Genomic DNA, 25132 nt, shown 5'->3' with positions numbered 1-25132 from the left:
CTCTATTTCCCCCGGCCAAGGAGGGTGCGGGTGACCCGGTCGACCAATTCGTCGGCGACGTTCGGCCGCGGTGCGCCGGGGCGATGGATGCGGTGCTGGAGCAGCGTGGCGATCAGCTCCGCCTCCCGCTCATCCTGGTGGGCGTAGAAGGCGCGTCCCAGGACGCTGCGCACCATGTCCGGGTCCAGACGGGACGAGATCCGCCGGGGTATGGGCGCCGGGGGCGGCAATTTGGCTTCGGCGGACTGATGATTGCGCAGGATGTGCGCGACTTCGTGCGCGATGATGTGGTCCTGGTGCGATCTGCTCGTCTCCTCGACGACGAAGATGTAGTCGGTGTGGACGGTGCGCAACCACATGCCGCACACCGCCTCCTCGTCCCACTCGGGCGGCGCCGCTTCGAGGCGGATCGGCAGTCCTGAGCGTTCCTCGATGTGCGGCAGCAGCTCGCGGATGCTGCCGACGGGCGGAAGGTGCAGGCCGCGCACGAATTCCGCGCACTGACGGTGAGTAATTTCGCGCATGTCTCTCTTCTCTTCCGTTGTTATGCATCCGATTCAGGCGGAAGATCCTCCAGTTCTCGTACGTGCTCGATCTGGGCCAGAATGGCCTTCAGGGACTTCGGTGACAATCCGGCAACGCGTGCCGCGACCCGCTGCACCCCCGCATCCCGCATGACCCGCAGCATCTCCAGCTCTTCGCTCACGGCTGCGGCCTCCTCGTCGTCGAAGAAGTACGCGACCGGCACGCCGAAGAAGTTGGCCAGCGCCTCCAGATGCCGCTTGGTGGGGTTGTCGCGCCGCCCCGTCCGCAGCTGCCACAGGTAGACGTGGGAGACCTTCGACCCGCCGGCCTCCGCGATCTTCTGCGCGACTTCCTCGTTCGAGTAGGGCCCGCGGTCGCGTGGATGCACGATCTCGAAGAGCCGTGTCAACCGCTCCGCCAGGCTCTCGCCGCGTCCGGCCGCCGGCTCTGCCGGGCCGGGCTGTTGGGGGTGTTGGGGCACTCCATCCTCCGATTAATCTCAGTTGACGTGATCGCCTGGTTGCCAAGTACCCTCCTGAAGGCATTAACTGAGATTAGCAATCGACGTCACGTCATTGGCCCTGCGCCGACGCGATGTCTACCGCCGAAGCAGTGAGCCACCCCATCGTAAGGAGCACACCCGGGGGTTGGGCACCACGCGTGCTCGTAGCGAGCTGACCACTCGCTTCCGTCTCCTTGCCCGGCGGACGGGAACACCATGCAAAGAGGCCCCGAATGCTGACCATGGAAGCCCTGACCGACGGCACCGAGCAGGGGACGCGCACCCTCGAAGGGCGGGGCGCCGACGGACTCGTCGTCGCGTCGCGCGACCGGAATGTTCTGCTCCGCGCCCGGACGGCCAGCCGCCGCTGTCGGTCACCGGAGCGCTCGTGTCCGACACGCGAACCTGCGCCGCCCCGGTACGAGAACCTCTCAGCGGTCGCGCGAACGTCACCGCTGAGATCCGTGTGCCGTGTTCGACCCACGCGCTTTCAGCCGTCTCACGGCTGAACCAAGACGGTCGGCGCCTCGCGCGCCGCCGCCGCACGGCGGCCGGAGCCACCACTCGGGGGATGGCTCCGGCCGCCGGAGCGGAACCCGTGCAGTGCTGAGCCTTCCTCTGCCGAATCACTGCGCAGCCGGAGAAGTTCCCGGTGCGGCAAACACCGGTACACGTGCACTTCTTGATGCCCCCTCACCGGTGACAACTGGCTGAATGGCTTGCTTCCTGCCAGTCGGACCTGACCGGCCGGACCTGGAGAACGTAGTGGTCTCCACCGTCGGGGCCTTGCCCGCCTTCTCGTACTCAACACCCTTGCGAACGAGGACGGTTGCGTCACCGCCGTCGTCCAGGATCATGTTCGGGCCGCCGGTGGGCGAGTCCGGCCAGGTCAGCGTCTGCTCCGTGCACCACCAGTACTCCTGAAGCGACTCGCCCTTCCACGCGAACACCGGCACGCCCTGAGGGCTGTCCGCAGTGCCGTTCGGGCCCACCGCGACCGCGGCGGCCGCGTGGTCCTGGGTCGAGAAGATGTTGCAGGACACCCAGCGCACCTCGGCACCCAGCGCGACCAGCGTCTCGATCAGAACCGCCGTCCGAACCGTCATGTGCAACGAGCCGGTCACCCGGGCGCCGGCCAGCGGCTGCGAAGCGGCGTACTCCTTGCGGATCGCCATCGGACCGGGCATCTCATGCCCGGCGAGGGTGATCTCCTTACGGCCGAAATCGGCGAGGGAAAGGTCCGCTGCCCTGAAATCACCGGTGATCAGTGAGGGCATCGATACTTCCCGTTTCCTGTGTCTGATCTATGTGTTGAAGGCCCCGGTGAATGTCCAGGGCTGCCGTGGAGCGGTTGAGGGTGATGTAGTGAAGACCGGGGGCGCCCTCGTCCAACAACCGCTGTGCCATCGCGGTCGCGTGTTCGACACCGAGCTGGTACGAGGCCGATGGGTCACCCCGCGTCAACTCCAGCCGGTCCGCCAGCTTTCGGGGGAACACAGCGCCGCTCAGTTCGGCGAACCGGCGGATCTGGCGTACGTCGGTGGCGGGCATGATCTCCGGGATGATCGGGGTGTCGCAGCCCGCCGCCGCCACTCGGTCGCGGAACCTCAGATACGCCTCGGCATCGAAGAACATCTGCGTGATGGCGTAGTCGGCACCGGCCCTGCACTTGGCGATGAAGTGGCGCAGTTCTGTCTCCGGAGACGTAGCGCGGAAGTGCCCTTCGGGGAAGGCGGCCACGCCAACGGTGAATGCGCCCAACTCCCGTACGAGACTCACCAGTTCATGGGCATAAGTGAAGCCGTCAGGGTGTGGGGTCCAGGTGCCGCGAGGGTCGCCCGGTGGGTCACCACGCAGTACCAGCACGTCACGTATGCCGGCGTCCGCATAGTGACCGATGATGCTCCGCAGTTCGGCGACCGAGTGGCCGACAGCCGTGAGGTGGGCGGCCGGCCGCAGGGTTGTCTCCGCAGCGATCCTCTTGGTCACGGCGATCGTGCGGCCCCGGGAGGACCCGCCCGCGCCGTATGTGACCGACACGAACGTAGGAGACAGCGCCTCGACCCTGCGGATCGCGTGCCACAGTGCCCGGTCCCCGGCCTCGGTCTTGGGCGGGAAGAACTCGAACGAGAACGTCTTCTCTCCCGCGGCTATCAACCCGGGCGTCCTCGGCGCCGGGTTCATGAGAGCTCGGCTGCCTTGCGCAGTGCGTCGACGCGGTCGGTGCGCTCCCAGGTGAGGTCGGGCAGGTCGCGGCCGAAGTGGCCGTACGCGGCGGTCTGGGCGTAGATGGGGCGCAGCAGGTTGAGGTCGCGGACAATGGCGGCGGGGCGGAGGTCGAAGACCTCGGAGATGGCGGCCTCGATCTTGCGAGTGTCGGCCTTGTGGGTGCCGAAGGTCTCGACGAAGAGGCCGACGGGCTCGGCCTTGCCGATGGCGTAGGCGACCTGGACCTCGCAGCGGGCGGCGAGGCCTGCCGCGACGACGTTCTTGGCAACCCAGCGCATGGCGTACGCCGCCGAACGGTCGACCTTGGAGGGGTCCTTGCCGGAGAAGGCGCCGCCGCCGTGGCGGGCCATGCCGCCGTAGGTGTCGATGATGATCTTGCGGCCGGTCAGGCCCGCGTCGCCCATGGGGCCGCCGATCTCGAAGCGGCCGGTCGGGTTGACCAGGAGGCGGTAGGTGTCGGTGTCCAACGTGATGCCGTCGTCGGCCAGTTGGGACAGGACGTGGTCGACGACGTGCTCGCGGATGTCGGGGGTGAGCAGGGCGTCCAGGTCGATGTCGCCGGCGTGCTGCGAGGAGACGACGACGGTGTCGAGGCGGACCGCCTTGTTGCCGTCGTACTCGATGGTGACCTGGGTCTTGCCGTCGGGGCGCAGATAGGGGACGGTGCCGTCCTTGCGGACCTCGGACAGGCGGCGGGAGAGCTGGTGCGCCAAGTGGATGGGCAGCGGCATCAGTTCGGGCGTCTCGTCGCAGGCGTAGCCGAACATCAGGCCCTGGTCGCCTGCGCCCTGCTTGTCCAGCTCGTCCCCTTCTTCACCTGCGGCGGTACCTGCCATACGCTGCTCGTACGCGGTGTCCACACCCTGCGCGATGTCGGACGACTGCGCGCCGATCGACACCGACACGCCGCAGGAGGCGCCGTCGAAGCCCTTCTTGGACGAGTCGTAGCCGATTTCGAGGATCTTCGCGCGGACGAGCGACGCGATGTCCGCGTACGCCTTCGTCGTGACCTCGCCGGCCACGTGGACCTGGCCGGTGGTGATCAACGTCTCGACGGCGACTCGTGAGTTCGGGTCCTCCTTGAGGAGCGCGTCGAGGATGGTGTCGCTGATCTGGTCAGCGATCTTGTCGGGGTGACCCTCGGTCACGGACTCCGAGGTGAACAAGCGGCGGGACATCTACTCATCCCCTTCTTCGCGGGTATGGCGGGTATGGCGGAAAGATCACGGCATTGGCCGGGCCGGGGTCCCGGTGGGCCTCACCGGGGCCCCGGCAGAGGCGGCCCGCCCTGAACAGCCGTGGATCACGGTGTCCCGGAGACGTGGGTGGCGGGGAGTGCTTGTGCCCGCTCCCGCAGCAGGTTCTTCTGGAGCTTGCCCGTCGAGGTGATGGGCAGCTGTCCGAAGACGACGCGCTGCGGAGCCTTGAAACGCGCGAGCCGGGACCGCACGAATTCGATCAGCTCCTGTTCGCCGACAGAGCCTCCGGGGCGATGGGTGACGAAGGCGATCGGGACCTCGCCCCAGACTTCGTGCGGGCCTGCGACCACAGCCGCTTCGGCGACCTCGGGGTGCGCGGTGAGCGCATTCTCCACTTCCACCGAAGTGATGTTCTCGCCACCGGAGATGATGACGTCCTTGGCGCGGTCCCGAATCTCGACATAGCCATCGGGATGACGTACCGCGAGATCCCCGGTGCGGAACCATACGCCGTCGGATGCCTTGGCGGTGGCTTCGTCGTCCCGGTAATAGCCCAGCATGAGGTTATTGCCGCGGAGCAGGATCTCGCCGAGTGAACTCCCGTCGGCGGGAACCTCCCTTCCTCCGCGGTCGACTACACGCGCGGGTTCGCCGACAACATTGGCGATGCCCTGCCGGGCGACTCTGTGCGCCCATTCGTCAGGAGACAGTTCCGGCCACTCAGGTTGCTGGACGCCCAGCAGAGCGTTTCCGAACGTCTCTGTGAGTCCGTAGAAATGCGTGACGTCCAGGCCCAGTTCGTTCATCCGCGCAAGCAGCGTTGGCCGCGGCGGCGCGCCACCGGCAAAGACTCGTACGGAGTGCGTGACGGTAGCCGCGTCGGGATGCCCGGCGAGCATCGCCAGCACGGTCGGAGCCGCGCAGAGATGAGTGATGCCCTCACATTGGAGCACTTGCCAGATCTCGGCCGGGTCGACCTTGCGCAGGCAGTGGTGCACTCCGCCGGCCGCGGTGACCGCCCACGGGAAGCACCATCCGTTCGTATGGAACATCGGCAGGGTCCACAGATAGCGGGTCGCCGTATCCATCTTGGTGTGGAAGGCCATCGCGAGTGCGTTGAGATAGGCGCCCCGATGGTGGTACATCACTCCCTTCGGGCGGCCGGTGGTGCCGCTGGTGTAGTTGATCGACAGCAGCCCCCGCTCGTCTGTCACCTCGATCCGGAGCGGTGGGGCGGTGTCGACCGCATCGTCGTAGTGGTCCGAGACGAGGACCCCGGGCTTCTCGGGGAGTTGCCTCAGCGCGTGCTTGAGAAGCGGCTCCAGTTCGGTGTCGACCAGAACCAGTCGGGCACCGCTGTGTTCGAGAATGTAGGCGATCTCACCGGCGGACAGCCGGGTGTTGAGGGCGATCAGCACCGCGCCGGCCAGGGGCACGCCGTAATGTGCTTCGAGCGTCATATGGGTGTTGGGGGCGAGCACACATACCCGGTCGCCCGGCTGCACACCGTTTTTCGCGAGCAATCCCGCCAGTCGCTGGGCCCGTTCCCACAACTCGGCGTAGGTACAACGGAATTCTCCGTCGACTACGGCGGGGCGGTCGGCGAACACGGCAGCGGCACGCCGCAGGAACGAGACCGGTGTCAGCTCGGTGAAGGCATGACCGGGCGCGTACGGTGGCGGCACTGTCATGCACGCCTCGCGACAATCGCGAACATGTCCAGCGAGAGCGGAAGGACGGAGTGGAGGGCGAGGCCCGAGCGGTCGAACAGGTCGGAGTACTCCTGTTCGCTACGCTCGGTTCCACCGACCAGAACCATCATCTGCATGTCGAACCAGAGGCCGAGGGACGATTCGCCAGTCGGCGGGATCGTGCGCTCCAGGACGATGACGGTGCCGTCCGGGTCCATGGCGTCACGGCAGCGCTTGAGCAGGTCGACGCAGGATTCGTCGGTTCGGCTGTGCAGGATGCGCGACCACAGGTAGACATCTCCCCCGGAGGGCAGCGTCTCGGTGTAGTCGCCCGTTGCGTAAGAGACCCGCTCCGTCAGTTCGCGGCTCGCCATGGCCTGCTTCGCGGCTTCGATCACATGCGGCTGGTCGAACAGCACACCTTGGGTATTCGGGGACGCCTTCAGGACCTCGGAGAGCAGCCCACCGGTGCCTCCAGCGATGTCGACGACCGTCCGGGTCTTGGAGAAGTCGAAGACGCGGGGCAGATCGGCGAAGAATGCGCCGCCGGCCATGGTGCCGTCGAATCGGCGAGCGGATTCTTGATTGGCGGTGAAGTACGGGTACATCGAGGCGCCAAAAGTGGCCTCGAACGCCGGTTGGCCGGTCTGGACATTGTGAAGAAGATTTCCCCACGTCTGGTAAAACTCTTCGCCGTACATAAGCACGAGGTCACGCAGGGAATCCGGCGCATCCTCCTTGAGGAGCTCGCTGCTCGGCGTGAGCGAGAAACCGGTTTCCTCGTCTCCCTGCAGTACGCCGAGCCCGACGAGGAAACGCATGAGCTGGAACAGTGAGCGCTCGTGAGTGCCGGTGACCTTGGCCAGCTCCCGGCTGGTGGTGTGACCTGCCGCTATGTGCTCGGGGAGGTTCAGCTTGGTGGCCACATAGACGCTCTGCGACGCCCAGTAGCCGGTCATCAGGTCCAGTACATTGCGAGTCGGTGACGCAGTCATTCGCATAGCCTTTCCAGTATTGAAACGCCTGGCTGTCCCAGGTTTCATGGTCTTTCTGACTCCGCACGCGCTCTGCGGAGCCCGCGCGTCGCATGAGCCGGACACCGATCCGTACTCATCGGTGTCCGGGGGCCCGTTTCGGGACGTTCTGAAGCCGCAGCTGGCCACGAGCCAGCGGAGTGCCGTCCACATCGGTCAATATCTCTACGGACCAAACCTGTTGGAGTTCTCCTTGGAACACCGGATGTGCCGTCACTAAGGCCAGGCCCTTGGCCGTGGTGACGAACACATCTGTCGCGTTGTGCACACCGACGGCGAAAAGGCCATGCTCCTCGACGGCTCGTGATGCGCCCACGCTGGCCGCTCGCTCGACAACGGTGCTGTAGACGCCGCCGTGAACGACGTCCCAGGCGTTGTGGTGTTGCGGGCCCAGCTCTATACGGCCCGTCACAGCGTCGGCCCTGACCTCGTCGAACTCCAACCCCAACGCCGCCACAAAGCGGTTCGCCGAATCGAGGCTCAAATCGGGAAATGTGGCCATGCCTTCTCCTGTCACAGCTGAATAGGCGTCAGGCGAGGGCCTGGTTCCGGTCGATGTTCTGCAGGCGGACCTGGCCGCGAGCGAGGGGCTGTTCATCAAAGATCGTGACCGCCCAGATCTGCTGAGTACGCCCTTGGTGCACAGGCTCGGCGAGGACGCGAGCACGGCCATGGGTCCGCGATCGCAGCAGGTCGGTGGAGATGTTCAGGGCCACGGCGTGCTGGCCGCGCCCGGCCACCGCCGCTGATGCGCCGATAGAGGCCGCACTTTCGACAGCCGTGGTGTAAACGCCGCCATTCACGATTCCCCATGGGGTGTGATGGTCCGTACCGAGGTCGATATGCCCGCGTACGCGGGTGCCACTGACCTCATCGACGACCAGTCCGGATGCCATGACGAATTCACTGGCGTTGGCCAGGTCGAAGTCCGGCAGTGGGACCGAAGTGGCGTTGTCGCTCACAGAACTTCCTGTTCGTCGGCGGACTTCTGTTCAGCGGAACGCTTGGACACCGGTCACCGCCTTGCCAATGGAGAGCATGTGCATTTCCTCGGTGCCCTCGTATGTCAGCACGGTTTCCAGATTGACCATGTGCCGGAACACCGGGTATTCCAGGGTGATTCCGTTGCCGCCCAGGATGGTTCGAGCGCTACGGGCGACATCGAGCGCCGCGCGTACATTGGCCAGTTTGCCCACGCTGATGTGCGTCGGATCCAGCCGTCCGGCGTCCTTGAGCCGGCCGAGCCGGGACGCCAACAGGGAGGCCTGGGCGACCTGTACGGCCATCTCCGACAGCTTTTGCTGGATCAGCTGGAAGCCGGCGATGGGCCGGCCGAACTGCTCCCGCTGGCCCGCGTAGGCCAGCGCCGTCTCGTAGCAGTCACGGGCGGCGCCGACCGCACCCCAGATAATCCCGAATCGTGCCTCGCTCAGGCAGGCCAGCGGACCGGACAGCCCCTTTGCCCCGGGCAGCACCGCATCTGCGGGCAACCGCACTGATTCAAGGACGAGTTCACCGGTTGCCGAAGCGCGCAGGGAGAGTTTCCGCGTGATCTGGTTGACAGTGAATCCGGGAGTGCTGGTCGGGACGACGAAGCCCCGAATGCCCTTTGCCCCCTGCTCGGGATCGGTCTGTGCCCAGACCACGGCCACATCGGCGACCGGGCTGTTGGTGATCCACATCTTCGAGCCGTCGAGCACCCAGTCGTCCCCGTGGCGCCGGGCACGCGTACGCATCGCGCTGGGATCCGAACCGGCGTCCGGCTCCGTCAGGCCGAAGCATCCGATCGCCTCGCCCGCCGCCATCGCCGGAAGCCACTGCTGCTTCTGCTCCTCCGAGCCCCACCGGTGGAGGGCGTACATGGCCAGCGACCCTTGCGTCGATACGAACGAGCGCAGCCCCGAGTCGACGGCCTCCAGCTCGCGGCAGGCCACGCCATACGCCGTAGCACTGGCCCCCGCACAGCCGTATCCCTCCAGATGCATCCCCAGCAGTCCCAGTGCCCCGAGACGCTTGGTGAGATCCTTCGGCATGGTGCCGGCTTCGAACCACTCGGCGATATGGGGAGCCAGCTCGGACCGAGCGAAGGACCGTACGGTGTCTCTGATATCTCGTTCAGTCTCTCCGAGTTCTTCATCAACCGCGAGAATGTCTATGGGGTCCAGTTCCGAAGTGGAAAGCGGGGACATGTTCTACTTCCTCCTCGTATCAGGGAAAACGGAACGGTCAGTCACGCGGAGATTTCCAGTACGGCACGCGCGATGGAATCGCTGTCGCCCACCGTGATGGAATTGACATTGGGGCGAATTCCGGTCTCGGTGACCCAGTTCGCCCCTTCCGTCGGCACCCCGAACACATAGCGTTTGGGGTGAATGGATCCGTCGCTCCTGATGACACGGAAAGGCCGCTCGGTGACCGCCACACCCCCGGTGATGTACTCTCCGGTTGAAGTGGTCTGCACCGTGAAGTGCTTCACCTGCTGCTGCTCTTTGAGATGAACGAGAATCGAGTTGTTCGTTCTGGCGAGATCCACCTTGGGGAGTCGCGCATCGATCAGAATCGTACTCTTGTGGAGGTCATCGGGAACTATCGAACGCCCGACGAATACTCCTTCTGCGCGGTCGACATCCACAGAGAATTGAGGCCCGGCCACTTCGACTACACCGGCGTTCATCAAGGCCACCAGCTCTTCGATACGGCTCCAGGGCGGCCCCAGAGACAAAAACGCGTGCAGGGAATTGAACCAGCCCTCCACATCCTGCTGGTAGGAGCTGCCTTCGATGCCGCCGTTGTTCATCACGTAGCGCATCTCGTTGCGGATGTCGCGCAGGACGTCCAGCGCGGACTTCACGGGGCTGCTGATGTTTCCCTGACGCGCTTCGAAAATATCGGCCACAAGATAGGGCCGTAAGAACTCGGTCCAGGAACTGGGCGAATCCACATCGCTTTCAGTCCACGGCTGAGCCACTCGGGACCAGTCCCAGTACTGCTGCTCAGGCACATGGAACTTGCGCAGGACGATGCGTTCCGATTCGCAGGCCCACGGCAGGTAGCTGTAGATCAAATTGAATTCTGCTGCGGCTTCTTCCGATTGCCCGATCTCTACCAGGCGCGTGTAGTAGACGGTTTCGACTTCCTTGGCGATCAACGGCCAGCAGTCACGTCGGAAGTCCAGCGCGCCATCGGGTTCGGCGTTCGACCGTAGCTTGTCGATGTGCGCTTCGGTGAGGACCTTCGGCTCGTAGCGCCTGTCGCCCTTTTCGTTGTCTGCCCTGCCGTGCAGCGGCACACCCCGCCGCGAACCGCACACGATGTGCGGCTCCTTCCCGGAGGGGAGGTAGCTCAGTCCACGGTCGTCTCTCACGTACTTGCCGCCGCGGCCGGCGGTGAGCAAAGACATGTAGTCGAAGAGGGACAGGCCGAGGCCGCGGATAAGTACGGGCTGACCGGGGGCGATTCCGTTCAGGTCGACATCGGCCGGGTTGGCCGGCGGATAGAACAGTCCCCCCACTTCATCGGCGAAGTCCCGAAGGGACTCTTCCACGGCGGACAGTTCCACCGCTCCGTGCCCCGTGGCCAGCACCAGTTGGTCAACCTCGACAGTCTGGCCGCTGTCCGAGGTGACGAGCTGGCCGCCCTCGTCGGTGTCGACCACCGAGACGACCTTGCCGCGGTGCTCGCGTATCTGGATGGTGGCAGGGCAGTTGCGCACTATCTCGTGGTAGGCCCATTCGAGATAGTGGCCGTAGAAGGACCTGCGGCAGTAACTGTTCTCGTGGACTTCCCTGGCCTCTGCGAGAACCTCTTCGGAGTAACTTTCCGAGATCTCGCCGGCGGCCAGCTTCGTCGACCACTCGTACAGGCTTGGCCCCCTCCGGACCGGGCCGGACATCATCACAGTGTCGTCTGCAAAGGCGGTGATCTGAGAGGAGACGATGTTCATGATGAGGTAGGGGGACTGGTCAGTCCGCCAGACATCACCCGAACCAAAGTTATGCGGTTCGAAGAGGTTGATGACGATCGGGGTGTCGATCCGCTCGCGCGCATTCTCAACAATGCGTTCCAGGACAGACAGCCCGCGAGGGCCCACGCCAACTACTCCAACTGTTTGCACTGTCCTCTGTTTCATAGTGGGACTCCGTCAGGTTTTCCCAATTATGCTGGTGTGGAACATGCAGACCGACGAGCCTGTGACAGGTTGCTGCCTTGGCGGCAGAGTTGCCAGGGTCGTTGATCAAGAAATTTCATCGCTAATCTGCTTGATCGACCGTACGGTGTCGATCGCGGCAGGAACTCCGCAGTACACGGAGCATTGCAGAGCGACCTCTACCAGTTCATCGACCGAACACCCGTTACGTATTGCACCGCCGATGTGGAGTTCGAGCTCATGCTTGCGATTGAGCGCCGTCAGAATGGCGACGGTGAGCAGGCTCCTGGTCTTCGTGTCGAACGTCGGCCGCTGCCAGATGGTGCCCCACGCGAATCGCACCACCAGATCCTGCAATTCGGCTGCGCCGGCCCATGTATCGGATACGCCGTCAACGTATTCATCGCCCAGGACCTTGCGCCTCAGCGCATCGCCGGCTGCCCACTCGGATCCGGACATGCGTAACCCCCTGAAATACATGGACTTCTTGCCGCCGTAGGGCGGGCAGCTCCTGACAAGAGTTGTCGACGTGGCTTCGGGAAAACTCTGGCAGTCGGCCGTCACATGACGAAAGGTTCATGAACCTTCATGATCGCGACTGTCGTAAACAGGAGGGCCGCGAAACGGGCGTGCTGGACTATTCGCCTGCAGGGGTGGGTCTGTGCACCGGAGCAACCCCTTGGTGCGACACCGCACATGTGCTGCGCCCGCGCCGACGAGAAGCGAATGGGTCCGACCCTGGGAAACGCGACTGCCCGGCAGCGGCGGAGCCGTTGCCGGGCAGTACGGCCCCTGTGACGAGGCCGCCCCTCAGAGGCGGGGGGTGGTGCGCACTGGCGTCGCGAACAGGTCGGTCAGTAGGCGGTGCGGGCCGTTGCGCAGTGCCACGCTGACCCGGTCGTCGCGCAGCGTCGGGTCCGCGCCGGGCCCTTGGCGGATCAGGAGGTCCTCAGGAGGGGGGGAGGTGTCGCAGGCAGGGCACCAGCCGTGGTCGGTGATGTCGGTACCGCACGTCACATGGCTGAAGATCCGCCGTGCGCCTTGTGGGGCGAGCCACTGTTCTCCCCAGAGCGCCAAGGCGAACACCGCCGGCCAGAGGCTGACGCCGCGCTCGGTGAGGGCGTAGTCGACCTCGGCCTTCGTGGCATGCGAGTGCCGCTCCAGCACCCCCATGGCCACCAGAGCTTTGAGGCGATCGGCGAGCACGGCCCGCGGGATGCCGAGATGGGCATGGAAATCGCCGAAGCGCCGTACCCCGTAGAAGCAGTCTCGGAGTACGAGGAGCGTCCAACGCTCCCCGACCACTTCGAGTGCTCGGGCAAGCGAACAGTCCTGACCTTCATAACCGCGCCCCAATGCCACGGTGCCAGCTTAGCAGTATGTTCACCGAACCAAGTGGTTCAATGAATGAACCACCCCTGCTAGAGTTCCCGCACTCAGTACACCGACTCCTTGGGGGTAGTAGTGACGACCGAAGCGGTCGCGCCCCGTTCCTCCGCCCGTGCGACTCTCGCGGTCTCGTGCGTGGCTACTCTTCTTGTGCTCATCAACTTCACCGCCCCCGTATCGACTGTGCAGGTCATCAAGACGGCACTCGGCTCCGGCCCGTCGGGACAGACCTGGATCCTGGGCAGCATCAGCGTCGGCCTCGCGGCATGCCTGATGGTGGCGGGAACCCTCGCCGACGACTACGGCCGCAAGCGGATATTCGTGATCGGCGGCGCGCTGCTCGCGCTCGCCACCGTGGTGTGTGCCATCGCGCCCTCCACCCCGGTGTTCGTGCTGGGCCGGATCGTCCAGGGCGGAGCGAGCGCCGCGCTCCTGGCATCCAGCCTCGGCCTCCTGGGCCATGTTTTTGCCCCGGGCCCCGAGCGGGCACGGGCCACCGGGCTGTGGGGAGCGATGGTCGGCGGCGGTATCGCCATCGGACCGGTCTTCTCCGCCCTGCTGGGAAAGGTCACTGATTGGCGGGTCACCTATGGGGTCCTCGCGGTTCTCGCCGTGCTGGTCATGCTCTGGGGCATCCGGACCCTGGAGGAGTCGCGCAGCGAGCACCGCCGCAGCTTCGACATCGCCGGTGTGCTCACCCTCGGCCTGGGCATCACGCTGCTGATCGCGGGGCTCACCGAGGGGCGCAGCGGCTGGACCCAGCCGCATGTCGTGATCTTCCTGGTGGCAGCGGTGCTGCTACTGGCCGGCTTCGTATGGGTCGAGAAGCACGTCGCGGAACCGATGCTGGACCTCGGACTCTTCCGGCGCCCCGCGTTCATCGCGTCGATCGTCGGTGCGCTGGCGACCGGCATGGGCGTGATCGGACTCATGACGTACGTCCCGACCGCGGCACAGAGCATGCTCGGACTGAGCCCTCTGGGGAGCGCCGGCCTGCTCGCGTTCTGGTCCGGGCTCTCCTTCGTGGCCGCACCGCAGGCCCGTCGGTTCGTCACTCGCGTCGGCGATCGCCATCAAGTCGCGGTCGGCCTGGTGGTGTGCGGAATCGGCGAACTCGCCCTGATCGGAATCGACGAGCAGTCCTCGTGGTGGCGGTTCGTGCCCGGCCTGGTCCTGGCGGGTCTCGGTAGCGGAGTGGTCAACGCGGCCCTGGCCGGGCTGGCCGTACGAAGCGTGCCGGCCCATCGTGTCGCGGTGGGCTCCGCGGCGAACAACGCATCGCGCTACCTCGGTTCGTCGTTGGGGGTCGCGCTGGTCGCGGCCGTTCTGGCGCTCGCTCCGCGTGGTGGCGGAGCCGCCCATGAGATGGGTACCGGCATGAGTTACGCCGCAGTCATCGCTGGAGTGCTGACGATCGTCGGAGCCATCCTCGTCGCCGTCTGCCGGGAACGCCCGGAACCGGTGAGCACTGTGGAGACCTCGGACAGCCCGAAATTGGCACAGTCGGTGTGAGCCGTGTGCGCCGCCCCGGCCGCGCGGGACTTGCACACGGCCGGGGCCTTCCGACGGAGCACCGGGCTCCGCGATGAGCAGAGTCGCTACGGGAACGAAAGATGCGACACAGCGGTCGGCACACAGCGGCCCGTCGTGTGGGACGTGCCGTTCCCCTGAGGAAGGCAGTCGGCGTTCACGCCCCCAGCCCCCCGTGTTCCCGCAGCAGAAAGCCCAGTTGAAGGCGGCTGGACGCACCGAGCTGCTGCATGATCTCGGAGACATGGCGTTGACACGTGCGAACTGAGATGCCCAGTGCGCGGGCGGTCGTACGATCGTCGGCCCCGTCGATCAGGTGCTGGAGTATGGACCGCTTGGTCTGGTTCACGACCCTCTGGGTGAACGTTCTCTCCCGTGGTGCGTTGATGGGTTCAGCGGTGGACCACAGTGCATGGAACATGTCGACGGCAGAGGCGATGAGGTCGGAGTTGCGCACCACGAGCGCTCCGCCCGGCACACTCTGGAGCGGCACGAAGAGCACTTCGCGGTCGAAGACGGTGAACCGGGCGAGATCGCCGCTGACCGTCCTGACCTCGGCCTCTTCCCCGGCGGTCCCCTCCGTGAACTGCGCTGTCGGCGGATGGAAGCGCGTCGCGTACTGATAGAGGGCGCGCATTCGTACGCCGCGCTTGAGCAGCGCTTGGTACCGGTGGCGGACATCGAGTAGTTCTGAATCCGGCCCGGGTCTGCCCGGCCGGGCAGACAGGACTTCCTGGCGGCACTCGTTGGCATGTCGCTCCAGGGCCCGGGTCACTTCTTCGGGCGATTCGATCCGCTCCCACTGGGGCCCTTGGAAGGAGTGTTGCTGCGCTTCGTAGATCAGGCCGAGTTCGGCGAGCTGACCGCGCATCCACAGCAGGTCCAGCTGTGCGTTCTGCACCTGTTCCTTCCGCTTCTCAAGGAGGCGGTCCGACACACTGGCGGGGTCGACGACGGCCAGACAGTCGGCTCCCACTCGTCGTACCAGTCCCGAGTCAATCAGCTGGTTCACCGCTGGGACGCTGATGTCGTCGTGACCATCGGACAGTAAATCCTCGCCCCTCACGAGACCTTGTTGGGCGATATAGCGGTAACAGGCCAACTCCGCGGAAGTTAACTCCACCGACCTGGCATCGACCGCTGTTCGTTCGTTTACCAACGTGTCCATTTGAGTACCTCTCTGCTACATCGAACGCAATAAAGGCATGGGGAACTGCGTGGCATCGCGTGGGAGTACACGGTTGCCTCTGGATATCTGCTTCGCGACGTATCGGCCACGATGGGCCCATCGCCGAGCCTCTGCCGATGCCTCCTGCATGTCCTTTGCGTGACGTTAGGGGGATCAAACGCCACTGACGGTGGTGGGCGTGCAGCGCGAAGTGAATCTGCCGACTGCTCAGCAGTCGACCGAGCTGCTGCGCCACAGCGTAGATGCAGGGAATGGGTGGCAACTGTTAAAAATCACCCCAGATCGCCAGGCGCTTTTCCAAGGTATTACCTGCAACTTTTTGCACACCATGTTCTGTTTGAGGGCGACCCCAGTTGGTTACAGGGCTGCAGGCGTCGCACGAGCCGCGGCAGACAGAGCCGCCCGGCCCCGGAGTAGAGCTGGCTGCGGGCGGGGCCCGGGCGTGGGCGAGGTCTTGCAGATTTCCGTTTCTCCGTGCTCGACCGCGCATTGAGCCGGCCTTGACGCCTCGCTGCTCTGTTGGCTGCGGAGCGTTGACGTAGGATCCTGGGCCCATGAGCATGTCTGCGGGGTGGCCGTCGTATCAGCCCTGCATCCGCGCCCCTGAGCCGGGGCGCTATGTCACTGCTAGGGGGACAGTGTCATGCCTGAATCGGTGCCTGCATCTATAAACGCCCCCGGTGGCCGGAATGCGGCGCCCGCGGCCCTCGAACTCGGGCCGGCCGGGCTGCTGCGAGCATGGCGTGCCGCCGCCGGCGAGAAGCGCGGCTTGGGTAGACCGCTTACCCAAAAGGAGGTGGCGCGAGGCATCGGTCGGAGCGTGCGCTGGTACATCGAGCTCGAAGGCAGTGCCACGCCCCGCCTTGAGCGATCGGTACTCGACGCGCTCGCCCGGGAACTGATGCTCGACGCCGACCAGGAGGCAAGCCTCCACCTGCACGCCCTGGGGGGCGCGGTGACCAGGGCGGCCCCCTCCCTCAGTGCCGAAAAAGCGGCCTTGCTGCAGCACCTGCTCGACCAGCAAATGCCCAATCCAGCGTACATTTGCGACGTCAACTGGGACATCATCGGATATAACGCAGCAATGGTTGAGTGGTATCCCTGGGTGCTGCAAAGTGGCGCGAACCTTATGCGCTGGGTTCTGTGCAGCGATGAGGCCCGTAAACGCTTCGTCAATTGGGAGCAGGACGCCATTGTCCATCTGGAACAGCTACGCTATTCCTTGGCTGAACATCCCCGTAACATTCAGCTTCAAGAATTACTTGAGTGTGTTCTTCAGGACTCTGATTGCAGGCGGTTGTGGGATGCCAACGTGAATGTCAGGAGGAGTGGCGACGGTCATCACTTCTTCCAGGTCCTGCCGCCTCACGGCTGCGAGATCGTCCACCTGGTCAGAAATATCCTGTATCCAGCCTCTCTCCCTCACTCCCGCCTGGTCGTGATTAATTCGCTCGGAAACGACGACGCGGCGCCGGAGTCAGTCGACAGTGAGTCGGCAGTGCCCCTGTCGACTCACCTCAACAAGCGGTCAGTTCTGCAGGCCCGACGAGTACAAGCAACTGCTTCGTGCGCTGCTCCCAAGTGATCCGCAGCGAGCGGTGGACCGGCATGATGAGCTTCTGCCCGGCCAACTGGCTCGAATGCAATATCTTGCCGAAATGCGCCGGGAGCTGAGCGAGCAGAACCTCGACAAGGGCTCACCCGCAAACGCCTGCACGGTCTGTCAGACGGCGATGGGACGAGTGGCGGCCGGGCCGGATCCGGAGCCGCGCCCCGCATGGCAGTGGCTGCGGCGGTCTGCTGAAGCGACGGAGGAGTGAGACGGTGAGCCTCCCGGCTCGATACGCATCGCCAGCCCTACGACACCCAGGCGCGTTACGGGCACAAGCGTGGGCAGGGGTGGTTCGGTGACAAGGCCCACGTCGCCTTCCCGCCCGTCGGCGGCTTCCGCTGTCACGAGCGGACGCGCTGCATCCGGGCGAACACCAGCGGCAGGGGCCTGACTTTCCGCCCCGCGCCCACTACGAGGCCCGGCAGCGTATCCACGCGCAGCCGGTCACGGACGCGTGGAAGCAGCGCTACGCCCGATGTTCCGGAGTCGAAGGCGCCGTCGCCCAGGCATCCCGTCGCAGCGACATCCACCATGCCCGCTACCGGGGACTGGACCGGGCTCGCCTCCAGCGCGTCCTGACCGCACTGGCCATCAGCATCGTCCGCATCGACTCCTGGCTCAAGGGGCAGGAATCAGCGGGAAGTTGGACCACACGGCTCACCCGCCTCCATCGTTCCCTCGCCCCCCCGCTCTGTGAAGGGGCCGGCAGCGTCCCAACGGGGGAACCTCAATGCGCCAATCGTCAGAGGTCCGGGAGCAGGTGATGAGGAAGGCGGAGTCCGGGCGCAGGCGGGCAAGCTCCTCCGGGAGCGCCGGACCGGCAGGCTTGCCCCGCAGGTCAAGATCGCTCGGGCCCGCCTCGCCGACGGGAGTACGGGAGCGGTGTCGCCCCCTTGTTTACGTGCTGCATGCAGCTTCTTGCTCCTGCGTTCCGACCTCGTGAGGTGGCGCCGGGTCAACCCCGTCGTGCGACGATGCCGTTATGAATCGACTGGCTGACTCTCAGTCGCCCTACCTGCTCCAGCACGCGTCCAACCCGGTGGACTGGTGGCCGTGGGGGGAGGAGGCGATGGCGGAAGCGAAGCGGCGCGATGTACCCGTACTCTTGTCGGTCGGTTACTCCGCGTGCCACTGGTGTCACGTCATGGCGCACGAGTCCTTCGAGGACGAGGCGACCGCCGCCCTCATGAACGAGCACTTCGTGTCCGTGAAGGTGGACCGCGAGGAGCGCCCCGACGTCGACGCCGTCTACATGGAGGCCGTGCAGGCCGCCACCGGGCAGGGCGGCTGGCCGATGACCGTCTTCCTCACCCCGGACGCGCAGCCCTTCTACTTCGGTACGTACTTCCCGCCCGAGCCGAAGCACGGCATGCCGTCGTTCCCGCAGGTACTGGACGGGGTGCGGGCCGCGTGGGCGGAGCGGCGGGCCGAGGTCGACGAGGTCGCCGGGCGGATCGTGCAGGACCTGGGCGAGCGGTCGCTGGCCTTCGACTCGCCCGAGCTGCCCGGCGAGGAGGACCTGGCGGCGGCACTCCTCGGGCTGACCCGCGAGTACGACGCACGGCACGGCGGCTTCGGGGGAGCGCCGAAGTTCCCGCCGTCGATGGTGCTGGAGTTCCTGCTGCGGCACGCGGCGCGCACCGGCTCCGAGGGGGCGCTGCAGATGGCGTCCGACACGTGCGAGGCGATGGCGCGCGGCGGCATCTACGACCAGCTGGGCGGCGGCTTCGCCCGCTACTCGGTGGACCGGGAGTGGGTGGTGCCGCACTTCGAGAAGATGCTGTACGACAACGCGCTGCTCTGCCGGGTGTACGCGCACCTGTGGCGGGCCACCGGATCGGACCTGGCCCGCCGGGTCGCGCTGGAGACCGCCGACTTCCTCGTCTCCGAACTCCGCACCAACGAGGGCGGGTTCGCGTCCGCGCTGGACGCGGACAGCGACGACGGGACCGGCAAGCACGTCGAGGGCGCGTACTACGTCTGGACGCCGGAACAGCTGCGCGAGGTGCTGGGCGAGTCCGACGCGCTGCTGGCGGCGGCGTACTTCGGGGTGACCGAGGACGGCACCTTCGAGGAGGGCGCATCGGTCCTCCAACTCCCCCAGGGGGACGGGGTGGTGGCCGACGCCGCCCGCGTCGAAGGCATCCGGGAGAGCCTCCTCGCGGCCCGCGCGCAGCGGCCCGCCCCCGGCCGGGACGACAAGGTCGTCGCCTCCTGGAACGGCCTCGCGATCGCCGCGCTCGCGGAGGCGGGCGCGTACTTCGAGCGCCCGGACCTGATCGAGCGGGCGACGGAGGCCGCGGACCTTCTGGTACGGGTGCACATGGACGACACGGCGCGACTGGCGCGCACTTCCCGGGACGGCCGAGCAGGCGCGAACGCGGGGGTGCTGGAGGACTACGCGAACGTCGCGGAGGGCTTCCTCGCACTGGCCTCGGTGACCGGCGAGGGGGCGTGGCTCGACTTCGCGGGCTTCCTGCTCGACCACGTGCTGATGCGGTTCGTGGGGGAGGGCGGCGCGTTGTACGACACGGCGCACGACGCGGAGAAGCTGATCCGCAGGCCGCAGGACCCGACGGACAACGCGACCCCTTCGGGCTGGACGGCGGCGGCGGGAGCCCTGCTCTCGTACGCGGCCCACACGGGCTCCGATGCGCACCGGGAGGCGGCGGAGGGGGCACTGGGCGTGGTCAAGGCCCTGGGCTCGCGGGCCCCGCGCTTCATCGGCTGGGGGCTGGCGGCGGCGGAGGCGGTGCTGGACGGGCCGCGGGAGGTGGCGGTGGTGGGGGACCCCGCCGATCCGGCGGCCCGCGCCCTCCGCCGCACGGCCCTGCTGGGCACGGCGCCGGGCATGGTAGTGGCCTTCGGCGCACCGGACAGCGACGAGTTCCCGCTGTTGGCGGGGCGGCCGGGGGCGGGGGCGTATGTCTGCCGACGGTTCGTGTGTGCGGCGCCGACGGGGGATGTGGGTGTGCTGAGGGAGCAGGTGCAGGTGCAGGTGGGAGGGGCGGGGGTGTAGGCGGGCGGTCGCGGAGGGGCGTGCCGCGTGGGGGGGCAGCCCCCTTGCCCACCCTTCCCCAAGCTCTTAAGGAGCAGGGGAGACCCCACTGCCCCCGGGGGGCGGCCCCGCTGCCCAAGAGGGCTAGGGGGTCGGCGGCGTCAGCCGCCCGGAGGGCAGGCTTTTAGGGGCGCGGGGAACTGCGCGGCCAGCCACGACGTACCCGCACGTCAATCACCCGCCGCCCCGCGCAGCGGTCGGTGGCCCTACCCTGCCGGGTCCGGGACCCGTTCCTCCGCTCGGTCCGGGAGCCCGGTACTGGCCCCGCGCCGCCGCCCGTACAGCCACCTGTCCACCACCAGGAACCGCCCCGCGAACACCAGCACCATGCTGAGCGCCGTCGCCGCCACCGGTGCGAGGGACGCCGTCGTCACGAGCAGTGCGGTCAGTGGGATCCGGGCCAGCAGGTCCGCGTTGCCGACCGCCGCGAAGCTCAACAGCCGGGCGGGCCACCGCCGTTCGCCCCGTTGCGTGCGATAGAGGAATGCGTCGACCAGGAGGAAGTTCCAGAGCAGCCCCGCCTGGTTGGCGATGATCTCGGCGGGGGCGTAGTGCATACCCCCCGACCCGTTCAGCACCCACAGCAGCGCCAGGTTCGGTACGAAGCCGGACAGGCCGATCAGCCCGAAGACGACCATCCGGGCCCGGGGGTCGGCCGTCCGCAGCGTCACCAGGTGGCGCAGGAAGCGCAGCCCCTCCCGCACCGTCGACTTCGACTCGCCCGCATGCCGTTCCCCGAACGCGTACGGCACCTCCGCGATGCCGCGCGGCCGGCACCGTACCGCCAGCTCCAGCAGGATCTTGTACCCCAACGGCTGCAGCCCGCCCGCCGCCGAGGAGTCCACCGCCTCCCGCCGGATCGCGAAGAACCCGCTCATCGGGTCGCTCAGCCCCCGCAGCGCCCGCGGGAACAGCGCCTTCGTCAGCAGCGTCGACGCCCCCGACACGACCAGCCGGTACCCGCCCGCGAGCCCCGGCCGGCTGCCGCCCGCCGCGTACCGGCTCGCGACGACCAGTTCGGCGCCGCTCGACTCTCCCCGCGCGATCAGCTCGGGTATCAGCTCGGGCGGATGCTGGAGATCCGCGTCGATCACGACGATCCACGGGGCGCGGGCCCGCCCGATGCCCTCGACGACCGCCCCGCCGAGCCCTGCGGCCGGTACCTCCCGGTGGTGCAGCACCACCGTCAACGGGCAGCCGGGCGCGGCCCGTTCGATCACCTCGCAGGTGCCGTCCGTCGAGTCGTCGGCGAAGATCACCTCGGTGGTGAGGGGCGAATGCGCGAAGGCAGAGGCGAGCCTCCGTAACAACTCCCCGATGTTCTCCGCCTCGTTGAAGGTCGGTACGACGATGGAGAGGTCCACCGGAGGGTCGGGCTCCGAGGTCACCGAGCCTCCTGGGACTGGGCGTTGCCGACGGGATGCGCGCCGGTTCGTTGTGCGCGCCGGTTCGTTGTGCGGGCCTGCCCACCCTGCCCGACCGCGCCCCGCTCGGCCAGAGCGCGACCGCCACCCTCTCCTCAAGCGCCTTCTCCCCAAGCCCTCATCCGTCGAGCCGGGTGAGGCCCCCCTCGAAGGTCCGCAGCATCCGGTCGATCAGCCCGACCAGATCGTCCCGCTGCCCGCGCTCCGCCCAGTACAGCGTCGTCTCCAGTACGGCGGCGAGCAGCCCGGTCGCGAAGATCCGCACCTCCAGCTCGCCGGCGTCCCGCCCGGTGCGCTCGGCGATCACCCGGCACAGCATCCGGCTGGTGACGCTCACGCTCTCCACCATCCGGGCCCGTACCGCGGGCACCTCCAGCATCAGCCGGGTGCGCAGCAGCACCTCTTCCGGTGCCGCGTCGAGCGAGTGGCGCAGGGCGGCCGTCAGTACGGCCCGCAGAGATTCGATGAGCGGCTCTTCGGCCGGGCGCATCCGCAGGGCGCCCTCCATCACCGGGTCGTACTCGTCGGTGAGGACGATGTCCTCCTTCACCGGGAAGTACCGGATCACGGTGCTCGGCGAGACTTCCGCCTCCGCGGCGATCTGCTCGATGGTCGTGGCGTCCCAGCCCTGGGCGGAGACCAGCCGGAAGGCGGCCCGGCGGATTTCGAGACGCGTCTTGATCTTTTTGCGTTCGCGCAGACCGGGGCGGGCGTCCGGGCTGCTGGGGGAGGTACGGGGCGCGGTCATGGCGCCATTGTCGGCGATCTTCACGCACCTTTGACGGCCGATCGATCGTACGGGCGCGGGCACGGTCTCAGCCCGAGTAGGCCACCAGCGAGATGCCGACGTAGTGCGCGACGAAGGCCGCGAGGGTGAAGGAGTGGAAGACCTCGTGGAAGCCGAACCACCGGGGGGAGGGATTGGGGCGCTTGAGGCCGTAGATCACGCCGCCCGCGCTGTAGAGCAGCCCGCCGACGACGACCAGGACCAGTACGGCGATGCCGCCGGCCCGCATGAAGTCGGGCAGGAAGAAGACGGCGGCCCAGCCCATCGCGATGTAGCAGGGGGTGTACAGCCAGCGCGGGGCGCCGACCCAGAAGACCCGGAAGGCGATGCCCGCCAGTGCCGCCGCCCAGACCGCCCAGAGCAGGGTCCTGCCGGTCGACTCGGGGAGCAGCAGCACGGTCAGCGGGGTGTAGGTGCCCGCGATGATCAGAAAGATGTTCGCGTGGTCGAGGCGGCGCAGCACGGCTTCGCCGCGCGGACCCCAGGTGCCCCGGTGGTAGACGGCGCTGACGCCGAAGAGCAGGCACGCGGTCAGCACGAAGATGCTGCACGCGACGCGGGCACGGGTGGAGTCGGCGAGTGCGATCAGCACGATGCCGGAGGCCAGTACGGCGGGGAACATGCCGGCGTGCAGCCAGCCGCGCATGCGGGGCTTGACCGGGGGCGGGGCGATCTCGGTGACCTGGGCGGGCACGGCATGCGACGTCATGCCCCGAATGCTACCTACGGGTCCGTAAGTTCTGGCTACGGCCCAGGGGTCGCATTCGTCACGGGGTGCGGGAGCGGTCGGGAGTGGTGATGCTCACGTGTGCGGCCCTCTGGACATATGGGCGGAACACCCGGATGATCAAATGAGTGCGGTCGGCACCGGATGAGCGCCAGAGGGTCTGTTCCAGCTACACATGTGAAGCATCCGGGTCGCAGCCCCCACGGGGCAACAAACCACAAAACCCCTCAACAAGGAGCAATCGTGGCGCGCGACATCGCGGCTCCCACCACCGTCCCGACCAACCACCAGGAGCTCGTCTCCTGGGTGGGCGAGATCGCAGCCCTCACCGAGCCCGACCGGATCGTCTGGTGCGACGGTTCCGAGGCCGAGTACGAGCGGCTCTGCGCCGAGCTCGTCGCCAAGGGCACGTTTCTGAAGCTCGACGAGACCAAGCGCCCGAACTCGTACTACGCCGCCTCCGACCCGTCCGACGTCGCCCGCGTGGAGGACCGCACCTTCATCTGCTCCGCGAAGGAGGAGGACGCGGGCCCGACGAACCACTGGAAGGCCCCCGCCGAGATGCGGGAGCTGTTCCAGGGCAAGGAAGGCAACGGCGGCATCTTCCGCGGCTCCATGCGCGGCCGCACGATGTACGTCGTCCCGTTCTGCATGGGCCCGGTCGGCTCGCCGCTGTCCGCGATCGGCGTCGAGATCACCGACTCGGCGTACGTCGCCGTCTCGATGCGCACGATGACCCGGATGGGCCAGGCCGTCCTCGACGAGCTCGGCACCGACGGCTTCTTCGTGAAGGCCGTGCACACCCTCGGCGCCCCCCTCCAGGAGGGCGAGGCCGACGTCCCCTGGCCCTGCAACACCACCAAGTACATCTCGCACTTCCCCGAGGACCGCGAGATCTGGTCCTACGGCTCGGGCTACGGCGGCAACGCCCTGCTCGGCAAGAAGTGCTACGCCCTGCGCATCGCGTCCGTCATGGCCCGCGACGAGGGCTGGCTCGCCGAGCACATGCTGATCCTGAAGCTCACGCCCCCGAGGGGCGAGTCGAAGTACGTCGCGGCCGCGTTCCCGTCCGCGTGCGGCAAGACCAACCTCGCCATGCTGGAGCCCACGATCTCCGGCTGGACCGTCGAGACCATCGGCGACGACATCGCCTGGATGCGGTTCGGCGAGGACGGCCAGCTGTACGCGATCAACCCGGAGGCCGGCTTCTTCGGCGTCGCGCCCGGCACCGGCGAGCACACCAACGCCAACGCCATGAAGACCATGTGGGGCAACTCCGTCTTCACGAACGTCGCGCTCACCGACGACAACGACGTCTGGTGGGAGGGCATGACGGAGGAGGCTCCGGCCCACCTCACGGACTGGAAGGGCAACGACTGGACCCCCGAGTCCGGCACGCCCGCCGCGCACCCCAACGCCCGCTTCACCGTCCCGGCCGGGCAGTGCCCGATCATCGCGCCCGAGTGGGAGGACCCCAAGGGCGTGCCGATCTCGGCGATCCTCTTCGGCGGCCGCCGCGCCACGGCCGTGCCGCTGGTCACGGAGTCCTTCAACTGGCAGCACGGTGTCTTCCTCGGAGCCAACGTCGCCTCCGAGAAGACCGCCGCCGCCGAGGGCAAGGTCGGCGAGCTGCGCCGCGACCCGTTCGCCATGCTGCCGTTCTGCGGCTACAACATGGGCGACTACATGGGCCACTGGGTGAAGGTCGGCGCGGACAAGGCCGACCAGTCCAAGCTCCCGAAGATCTACTACGTGAACTGGTTCCGCAAGAACGAAGCGGGCAAGTTCGTGTGGCCCGGCTTCGGTGAGAACAGCCGCGTCCTGAAGTGGATCGTGGAGCGCCTGGAGGGCAAGGCGGAGGGCGTCGAGACGCCGATCGGCATCCTGCCGGCCAAGGGCTCCCTGGACACCGAGGGCCTGGACCTCTCCGAGGCCGACCTCGACTTCCTTCTCACCGTGGACAAGGAGGTGTGGAGGGAGGAGGCCGCGCTGGTCCCCGAGCACCTCAACACCTTTGGGGACCACGCGCCGAAGGAGCTGTGGGACGAGTACCGGGCGCTGGTCGAGCGCCTGGGCTAGTACGTCCCGC

General features: G+C 67.0%; 22 protein-coding genes and 1 pseudogene. 6 read left to right on the top strand and 17 right to left on the bottom strand.

The window, feature by feature from the left end; all coding sequences use genetic code 11:
• Window positions 1-2: 2 nt before the first annotated feature.
• From ACH4SP_RS22510 to ACH4SP_RS22450, 13 genes and pseudogenes are all read right to left on the bottom strand, one after another.
• Window positions 3-524 (bottom strand): hypothetical protein, encoded by a 522-nt coding sequence (locus tag ACH4SP_RS22510; protein ID WP_398417325.1) that lies wholly within the window; start codon window positions 522-524, stop codon window positions 3-5.
• A gap of 20 nt (window positions 525-544) precedes the next feature.
• On the bottom strand, window positions 545-1006 hold the full coding sequence (locus tag ACH4SP_RS22505) for a helix-turn-helix domain-containing protein (RefSeq protein ID WP_398417324.1): 462 nt from the start codon (window positions 1004-1006) through the stop codon (window positions 545-547).
• A 788-nt stretch (window positions 1007-1794) separates the two neighbouring features.
• Window positions 1795-2304, bottom strand: a pseudogene (locus ACH4SP_RS22500) (adenosylhomocysteinase); the annotation flags it as partial.
• A complete protein-coding gene (gene metF, locus ACH4SP_RS22495; RefSeq protein ID WP_398417323.1) occupies window positions 2282-3211 on the bottom strand; it encodes a methylenetetrahydrofolate reductase [NAD(P)H] in 930 nt (309 codons plus the stop codon). The gene metF and the pseudogene ACH4SP_RS22500, both read right to left, overlap by 23 nt.
• Window positions 3208-4434, bottom strand: coding sequence for a methionine adenosyltransferase (gene metK / locus ACH4SP_RS22490; RefSeq protein WP_398417322.1), 1227 nt, complete (start codon window positions 4432-4434; stop codon window positions 3208-3210). The genes metF and metK overlap by 4 nt, the downstream gene beginning before the upstream one ends.
• 125 nt (window positions 4435-4559) lie before the next feature.
• Window positions 4560-6146 (bottom strand): AMP-binding protein, encoded by a 1587-nt coding sequence (locus tag ACH4SP_RS22485; RefSeq protein WP_398417321.1) that lies wholly within the window; start codon window positions 6144-6146, stop codon window positions 4560-4562.
• Window positions 6143-7105 (bottom strand): methyltransferase, encoded by a 963-nt coding sequence (locus tag ACH4SP_RS22480; RefSeq protein ID WP_398417320.1) that lies wholly within the window; start codon window positions 7103-7105, stop codon window positions 6143-6145. The genes ACH4SP_RS22485 and ACH4SP_RS22480 overlap by 4 nt, the downstream gene beginning before the upstream one ends.
• Before the next feature lie 151 nt (window positions 7106-7256).
• Window positions 7257-7682 (bottom strand): PaaI family thioesterase, encoded by a 426-nt coding sequence (locus tag ACH4SP_RS22475; protein WP_398417319.1) that lies wholly within the window; start codon window positions 7680-7682, stop codon window positions 7257-7259.
• 28 nt (window positions 7683-7710) lie between these two features.
• Window positions 7711-8142 carry a PaaI family thioesterase gene (locus ACH4SP_RS22470; RefSeq protein WP_398417318.1) on the bottom strand — a complete coding sequence of 144 codons (432 nt, stop codon included), beginning with the start codon at window positions 8140-8142 and terminating at the stop codon, window positions 7711-7713.
• A gap of 30 nt (window positions 8143-8172) precedes the next feature.
• Window positions 8173-9369 (bottom strand): acyl-CoA dehydrogenase family protein, encoded by a 1197-nt coding sequence (locus tag ACH4SP_RS22465; protein WP_398417317.1) that lies wholly within the window; start codon window positions 9367-9369, stop codon window positions 8173-8175.
• Window positions 9370-9410: 41 nt separating this feature from the next.
• On the bottom strand, window positions 9411-11270 hold the full coding sequence (locus ACH4SP_RS22460; protein WP_398417316.1) for an FAD/NAD(P)-binding protein: 1860 nt from the start codon (window positions 11268-11270) through the stop codon (window positions 9411-9413).
• Between the two features lie 144 nt (window positions 11271-11414).
• Complete coding sequence (locus tag ACH4SP_RS22455; RefSeq protein ID WP_398417315.1) at window positions 11415-11786, bottom strand: carboxymuconolactone decarboxylase family protein; 372 nt, start codon at window positions 11784-11786, stop codon at window positions 11415-11417.
• 351 nt (window positions 11787-12137) lie between these two features.
• Window positions 12138-12689, bottom strand: coding sequence for a winged helix-turn-helix transcriptional regulator (locus tag ACH4SP_RS22450; RefSeq protein WP_398417314.1), 552 nt, complete (start codon window positions 12687-12689; stop codon window positions 12138-12140).
• Window positions 12690-12851: 162 nt separating this feature from the next.
• On the opposite strand from ACH4SP_RS22450, the gene ACH4SP_RS22445 reads away from it, so the two are divergent.
• Window positions 12852-14228, top strand: coding sequence for an MFS transporter (locus tag ACH4SP_RS22445; protein ID WP_398417313.1), 1377 nt, complete (start codon window positions 12852-12854; stop codon window positions 14226-14228).
• A 175-nt stretch (window positions 14229-14403) separates the two neighbouring features.
• On the opposite strand, the gene ACH4SP_RS22440 is transcribed toward ACH4SP_RS22445, so the two are convergent.
• Window positions 14404-15414: a LuxR C-terminal-related transcriptional regulator gene (locus tag ACH4SP_RS22440; RefSeq protein WP_398417312.1), complete on the bottom strand. Its 1011-nt coding sequence runs from the start codon at window positions 15412-15414 to the stop codon at window positions 14404-14406.
• A 664-nt stretch (window positions 15415-16078) separates the two neighbouring features.
• Between ACH4SP_RS22440 and ACH4SP_RS22435 the strand changes: the two genes are divergently transcribed.
• The 4 genes from ACH4SP_RS22435 to ACH4SP_RS22420 all read left to right on the top strand — a co-directional run bounded on the left by ACH4SP_RS22435 (window position 16079) and on the right by ACH4SP_RS22420 (window position 20066).
• Complete coding sequence (locus ACH4SP_RS22435; protein ID WP_398417311.1) at window positions 16079-17020, top strand: helix-turn-helix transcriptional regulator; 942 nt, start codon at window positions 16079-16081, stop codon at window positions 17018-17020.
• A 73-nt stretch (window positions 17021-17093) separates the two neighbouring features.
• Window positions 17094-17255: a hypothetical protein gene (locus ACH4SP_RS22430; RefSeq protein WP_398417310.1), complete on the top strand. Its 162-nt coding sequence runs from the start codon at window positions 17094-17096 to the stop codon at window positions 17253-17255.
• Window positions 17256-17385: 130 nt separating this feature from the next.
• Window positions 17386-17811 carry a transposase gene (locus ACH4SP_RS22425; protein WP_398417751.1) on the top strand — a complete coding sequence of 142 codons (426 nt, stop codon included), beginning with the start codon at window positions 17386-17388 and terminating at the stop codon, window positions 17809-17811.
• A 218-nt stretch (window positions 17812-18029) separates the two neighbouring features.
• Window positions 18030-20066 (top strand): thioredoxin domain-containing protein, encoded by a 2037-nt coding sequence (locus ACH4SP_RS22420; RefSeq protein WP_398417309.1) that lies wholly within the window; start codon window positions 18030-18032, stop codon window positions 20064-20066.
• A gap of 245 nt (window positions 20067-20311) precedes the next feature.
• Here ACH4SP_RS22420 and ACH4SP_RS22415 read toward each other — a convergent pair whose 3' ends face one another.
• The 3 genes from ACH4SP_RS22415 to ACH4SP_RS22405 all read right to left on the bottom strand — a co-directional run bounded on the left by ACH4SP_RS22415 (window position 20312) and on the right by ACH4SP_RS22405 (window position 23025).
• Complete coding sequence (locus ACH4SP_RS22415; RefSeq protein ID WP_398417308.1) at window positions 20312-21493, bottom strand: glycosyltransferase; 1182 nt, start codon at window positions 21491-21493, stop codon at window positions 20312-20314.
• Window positions 21494-21647: 154 nt separating this feature from the next.
• A complete protein-coding gene (locus ACH4SP_RS22410; RefSeq protein ID WP_398417307.1) occupies window positions 21648-22277 on the bottom strand; it encodes a TetR/AcrR family transcriptional regulator in 630 nt (209 codons plus the stop codon).
• Window positions 22278-22344: 67 nt separating this feature from the next.
• A complete protein-coding gene (locus ACH4SP_RS22405) occupies window positions 22345-23025 on the bottom strand; it encodes a hemolysin III family protein (protein WP_398417306.1) in 681 nt (226 codons plus the stop codon).
• Between the two features lie 261 nt (window positions 23026-23286).
• Between ACH4SP_RS22405 and ACH4SP_RS22400 the strand changes: the two genes are divergently transcribed.
• Window positions 23287-25122: a phosphoenolpyruvate carboxykinase (GTP) gene (locus ACH4SP_RS22400; protein WP_398417305.1), complete on the top strand. Its 1836-nt coding sequence runs from the start codon at window positions 23287-23289 to the stop codon at window positions 25120-25122.
• Window positions 25123-25132: the final 10 nt, after the last annotated feature.

It is taken from the genome of Streptomyces sp. NPDC021093, assembly GCF_044333135.1.
Classification (GTDB): domain Bacteria; phylum Actinomycetota; class Actinomycetes; order Streptomycetales; family Streptomycetaceae; genus Streptomyces.
This window is presented reverse-complemented; position numbering and strand designations above follow the sequence as displayed.

Excerpts from the sequence above, each read along its gene's own strand:
- ACH4SP_RS22435 (WP_398417311.1), top strand. The coding sequence starts at position 16,079 with ATGCCTGAATCGGTGCCTGCATCTATAAACGCCCCCGGTGGCCGGAAT.
- ACH4SP_RS22430 (WP_398417310.1), top strand. The coding sequence starts at position 17,094 with ATGCGCCGGGAGCTGAGCGAGCAGAACCTCGACAAGGGCTCACCCGCA.
- ACH4SP_RS22405 (WP_398417306.1), bottom strand. The coding sequence starts at position 23,025 with ATGACGTCGCATGCCGTGCCCGCCCAGGTCACCGAGATCGCCCCGCCC.
- ACH4SP_RS22480 (WP_398417320.1), bottom strand. The coding sequence starts at position 7,105 with ATGACCGGCTACTGGGCGTCGCAGAGCGTCTATGTGGCCACCAAGCTG.
- ACH4SP_RS22410 (WP_398417307.1), bottom strand. The coding sequence starts at position 22,277 with ATGACCGCGCCCCGTACCTCCCCCAGCAGCCCGGACGCCCGCCCCGGT.
- ACH4SP_RS22440 (WP_398417312.1), bottom strand. The coding sequence starts at position 15,414 with ATGGACACGTTGGTAAACGAACGAACAGCGGTCGATGCCAGGTCGGTG.
- metF (WP_398417323.1), bottom strand. The coding sequence starts at position 3,211 with ATGAACCCGGCGCCGAGGACGCCCGGGTTGATAGCCGCGGGAGAGAAG.
- ACH4SP_RS22465 (WP_398417317.1), bottom strand. The coding sequence starts at position 9,369 with ATGTCCCCGCTTTCCACTTCGGAACTGGACCCCATAGACATTCTCGCG.
- metK (WP_398417322.1), bottom strand. The coding sequence starts at position 4,434 with ATGTCCCGCCGCTTGTTCACCTCGGAGTCCGTGACCGAGGGTCACCCC.
- ACH4SP_RS22455 (WP_398417315.1), bottom strand. The coding sequence starts at position 11,786 with ATGTCCGGATCCGAGTGGGCAGCCGGCGATGCGCTGAGGCGCAAGGTC.
- ACH4SP_RS22485 (WP_398417321.1), bottom strand. The coding sequence starts at position 6,146 with ATGACAGTGCCGCCACCGTACGCGCCCGGTCATGCCTTCACCGAGCTG.
- ACH4SP_RS22420 (WP_398417309.1), top strand. The coding sequence starts at position 18,030 with ATGAATCGACTGGCTGACTCTCAGTCGCCCTACCTGCTCCAGCACGCG.
- ACH4SP_RS22475 (WP_398417319.1), bottom strand. The coding sequence starts at position 7,682 with ATGGCCACATTTCCCGATTTGAGCCTCGATTCGGCGAACCGCTTTGTG.
- ACH4SP_RS22510 (WP_398417325.1), bottom strand. The coding sequence starts at position 524 with ATGCGCGAAATTACTCACCGTCAGTGCGCGGAATTCGTGCGCGGCCTG.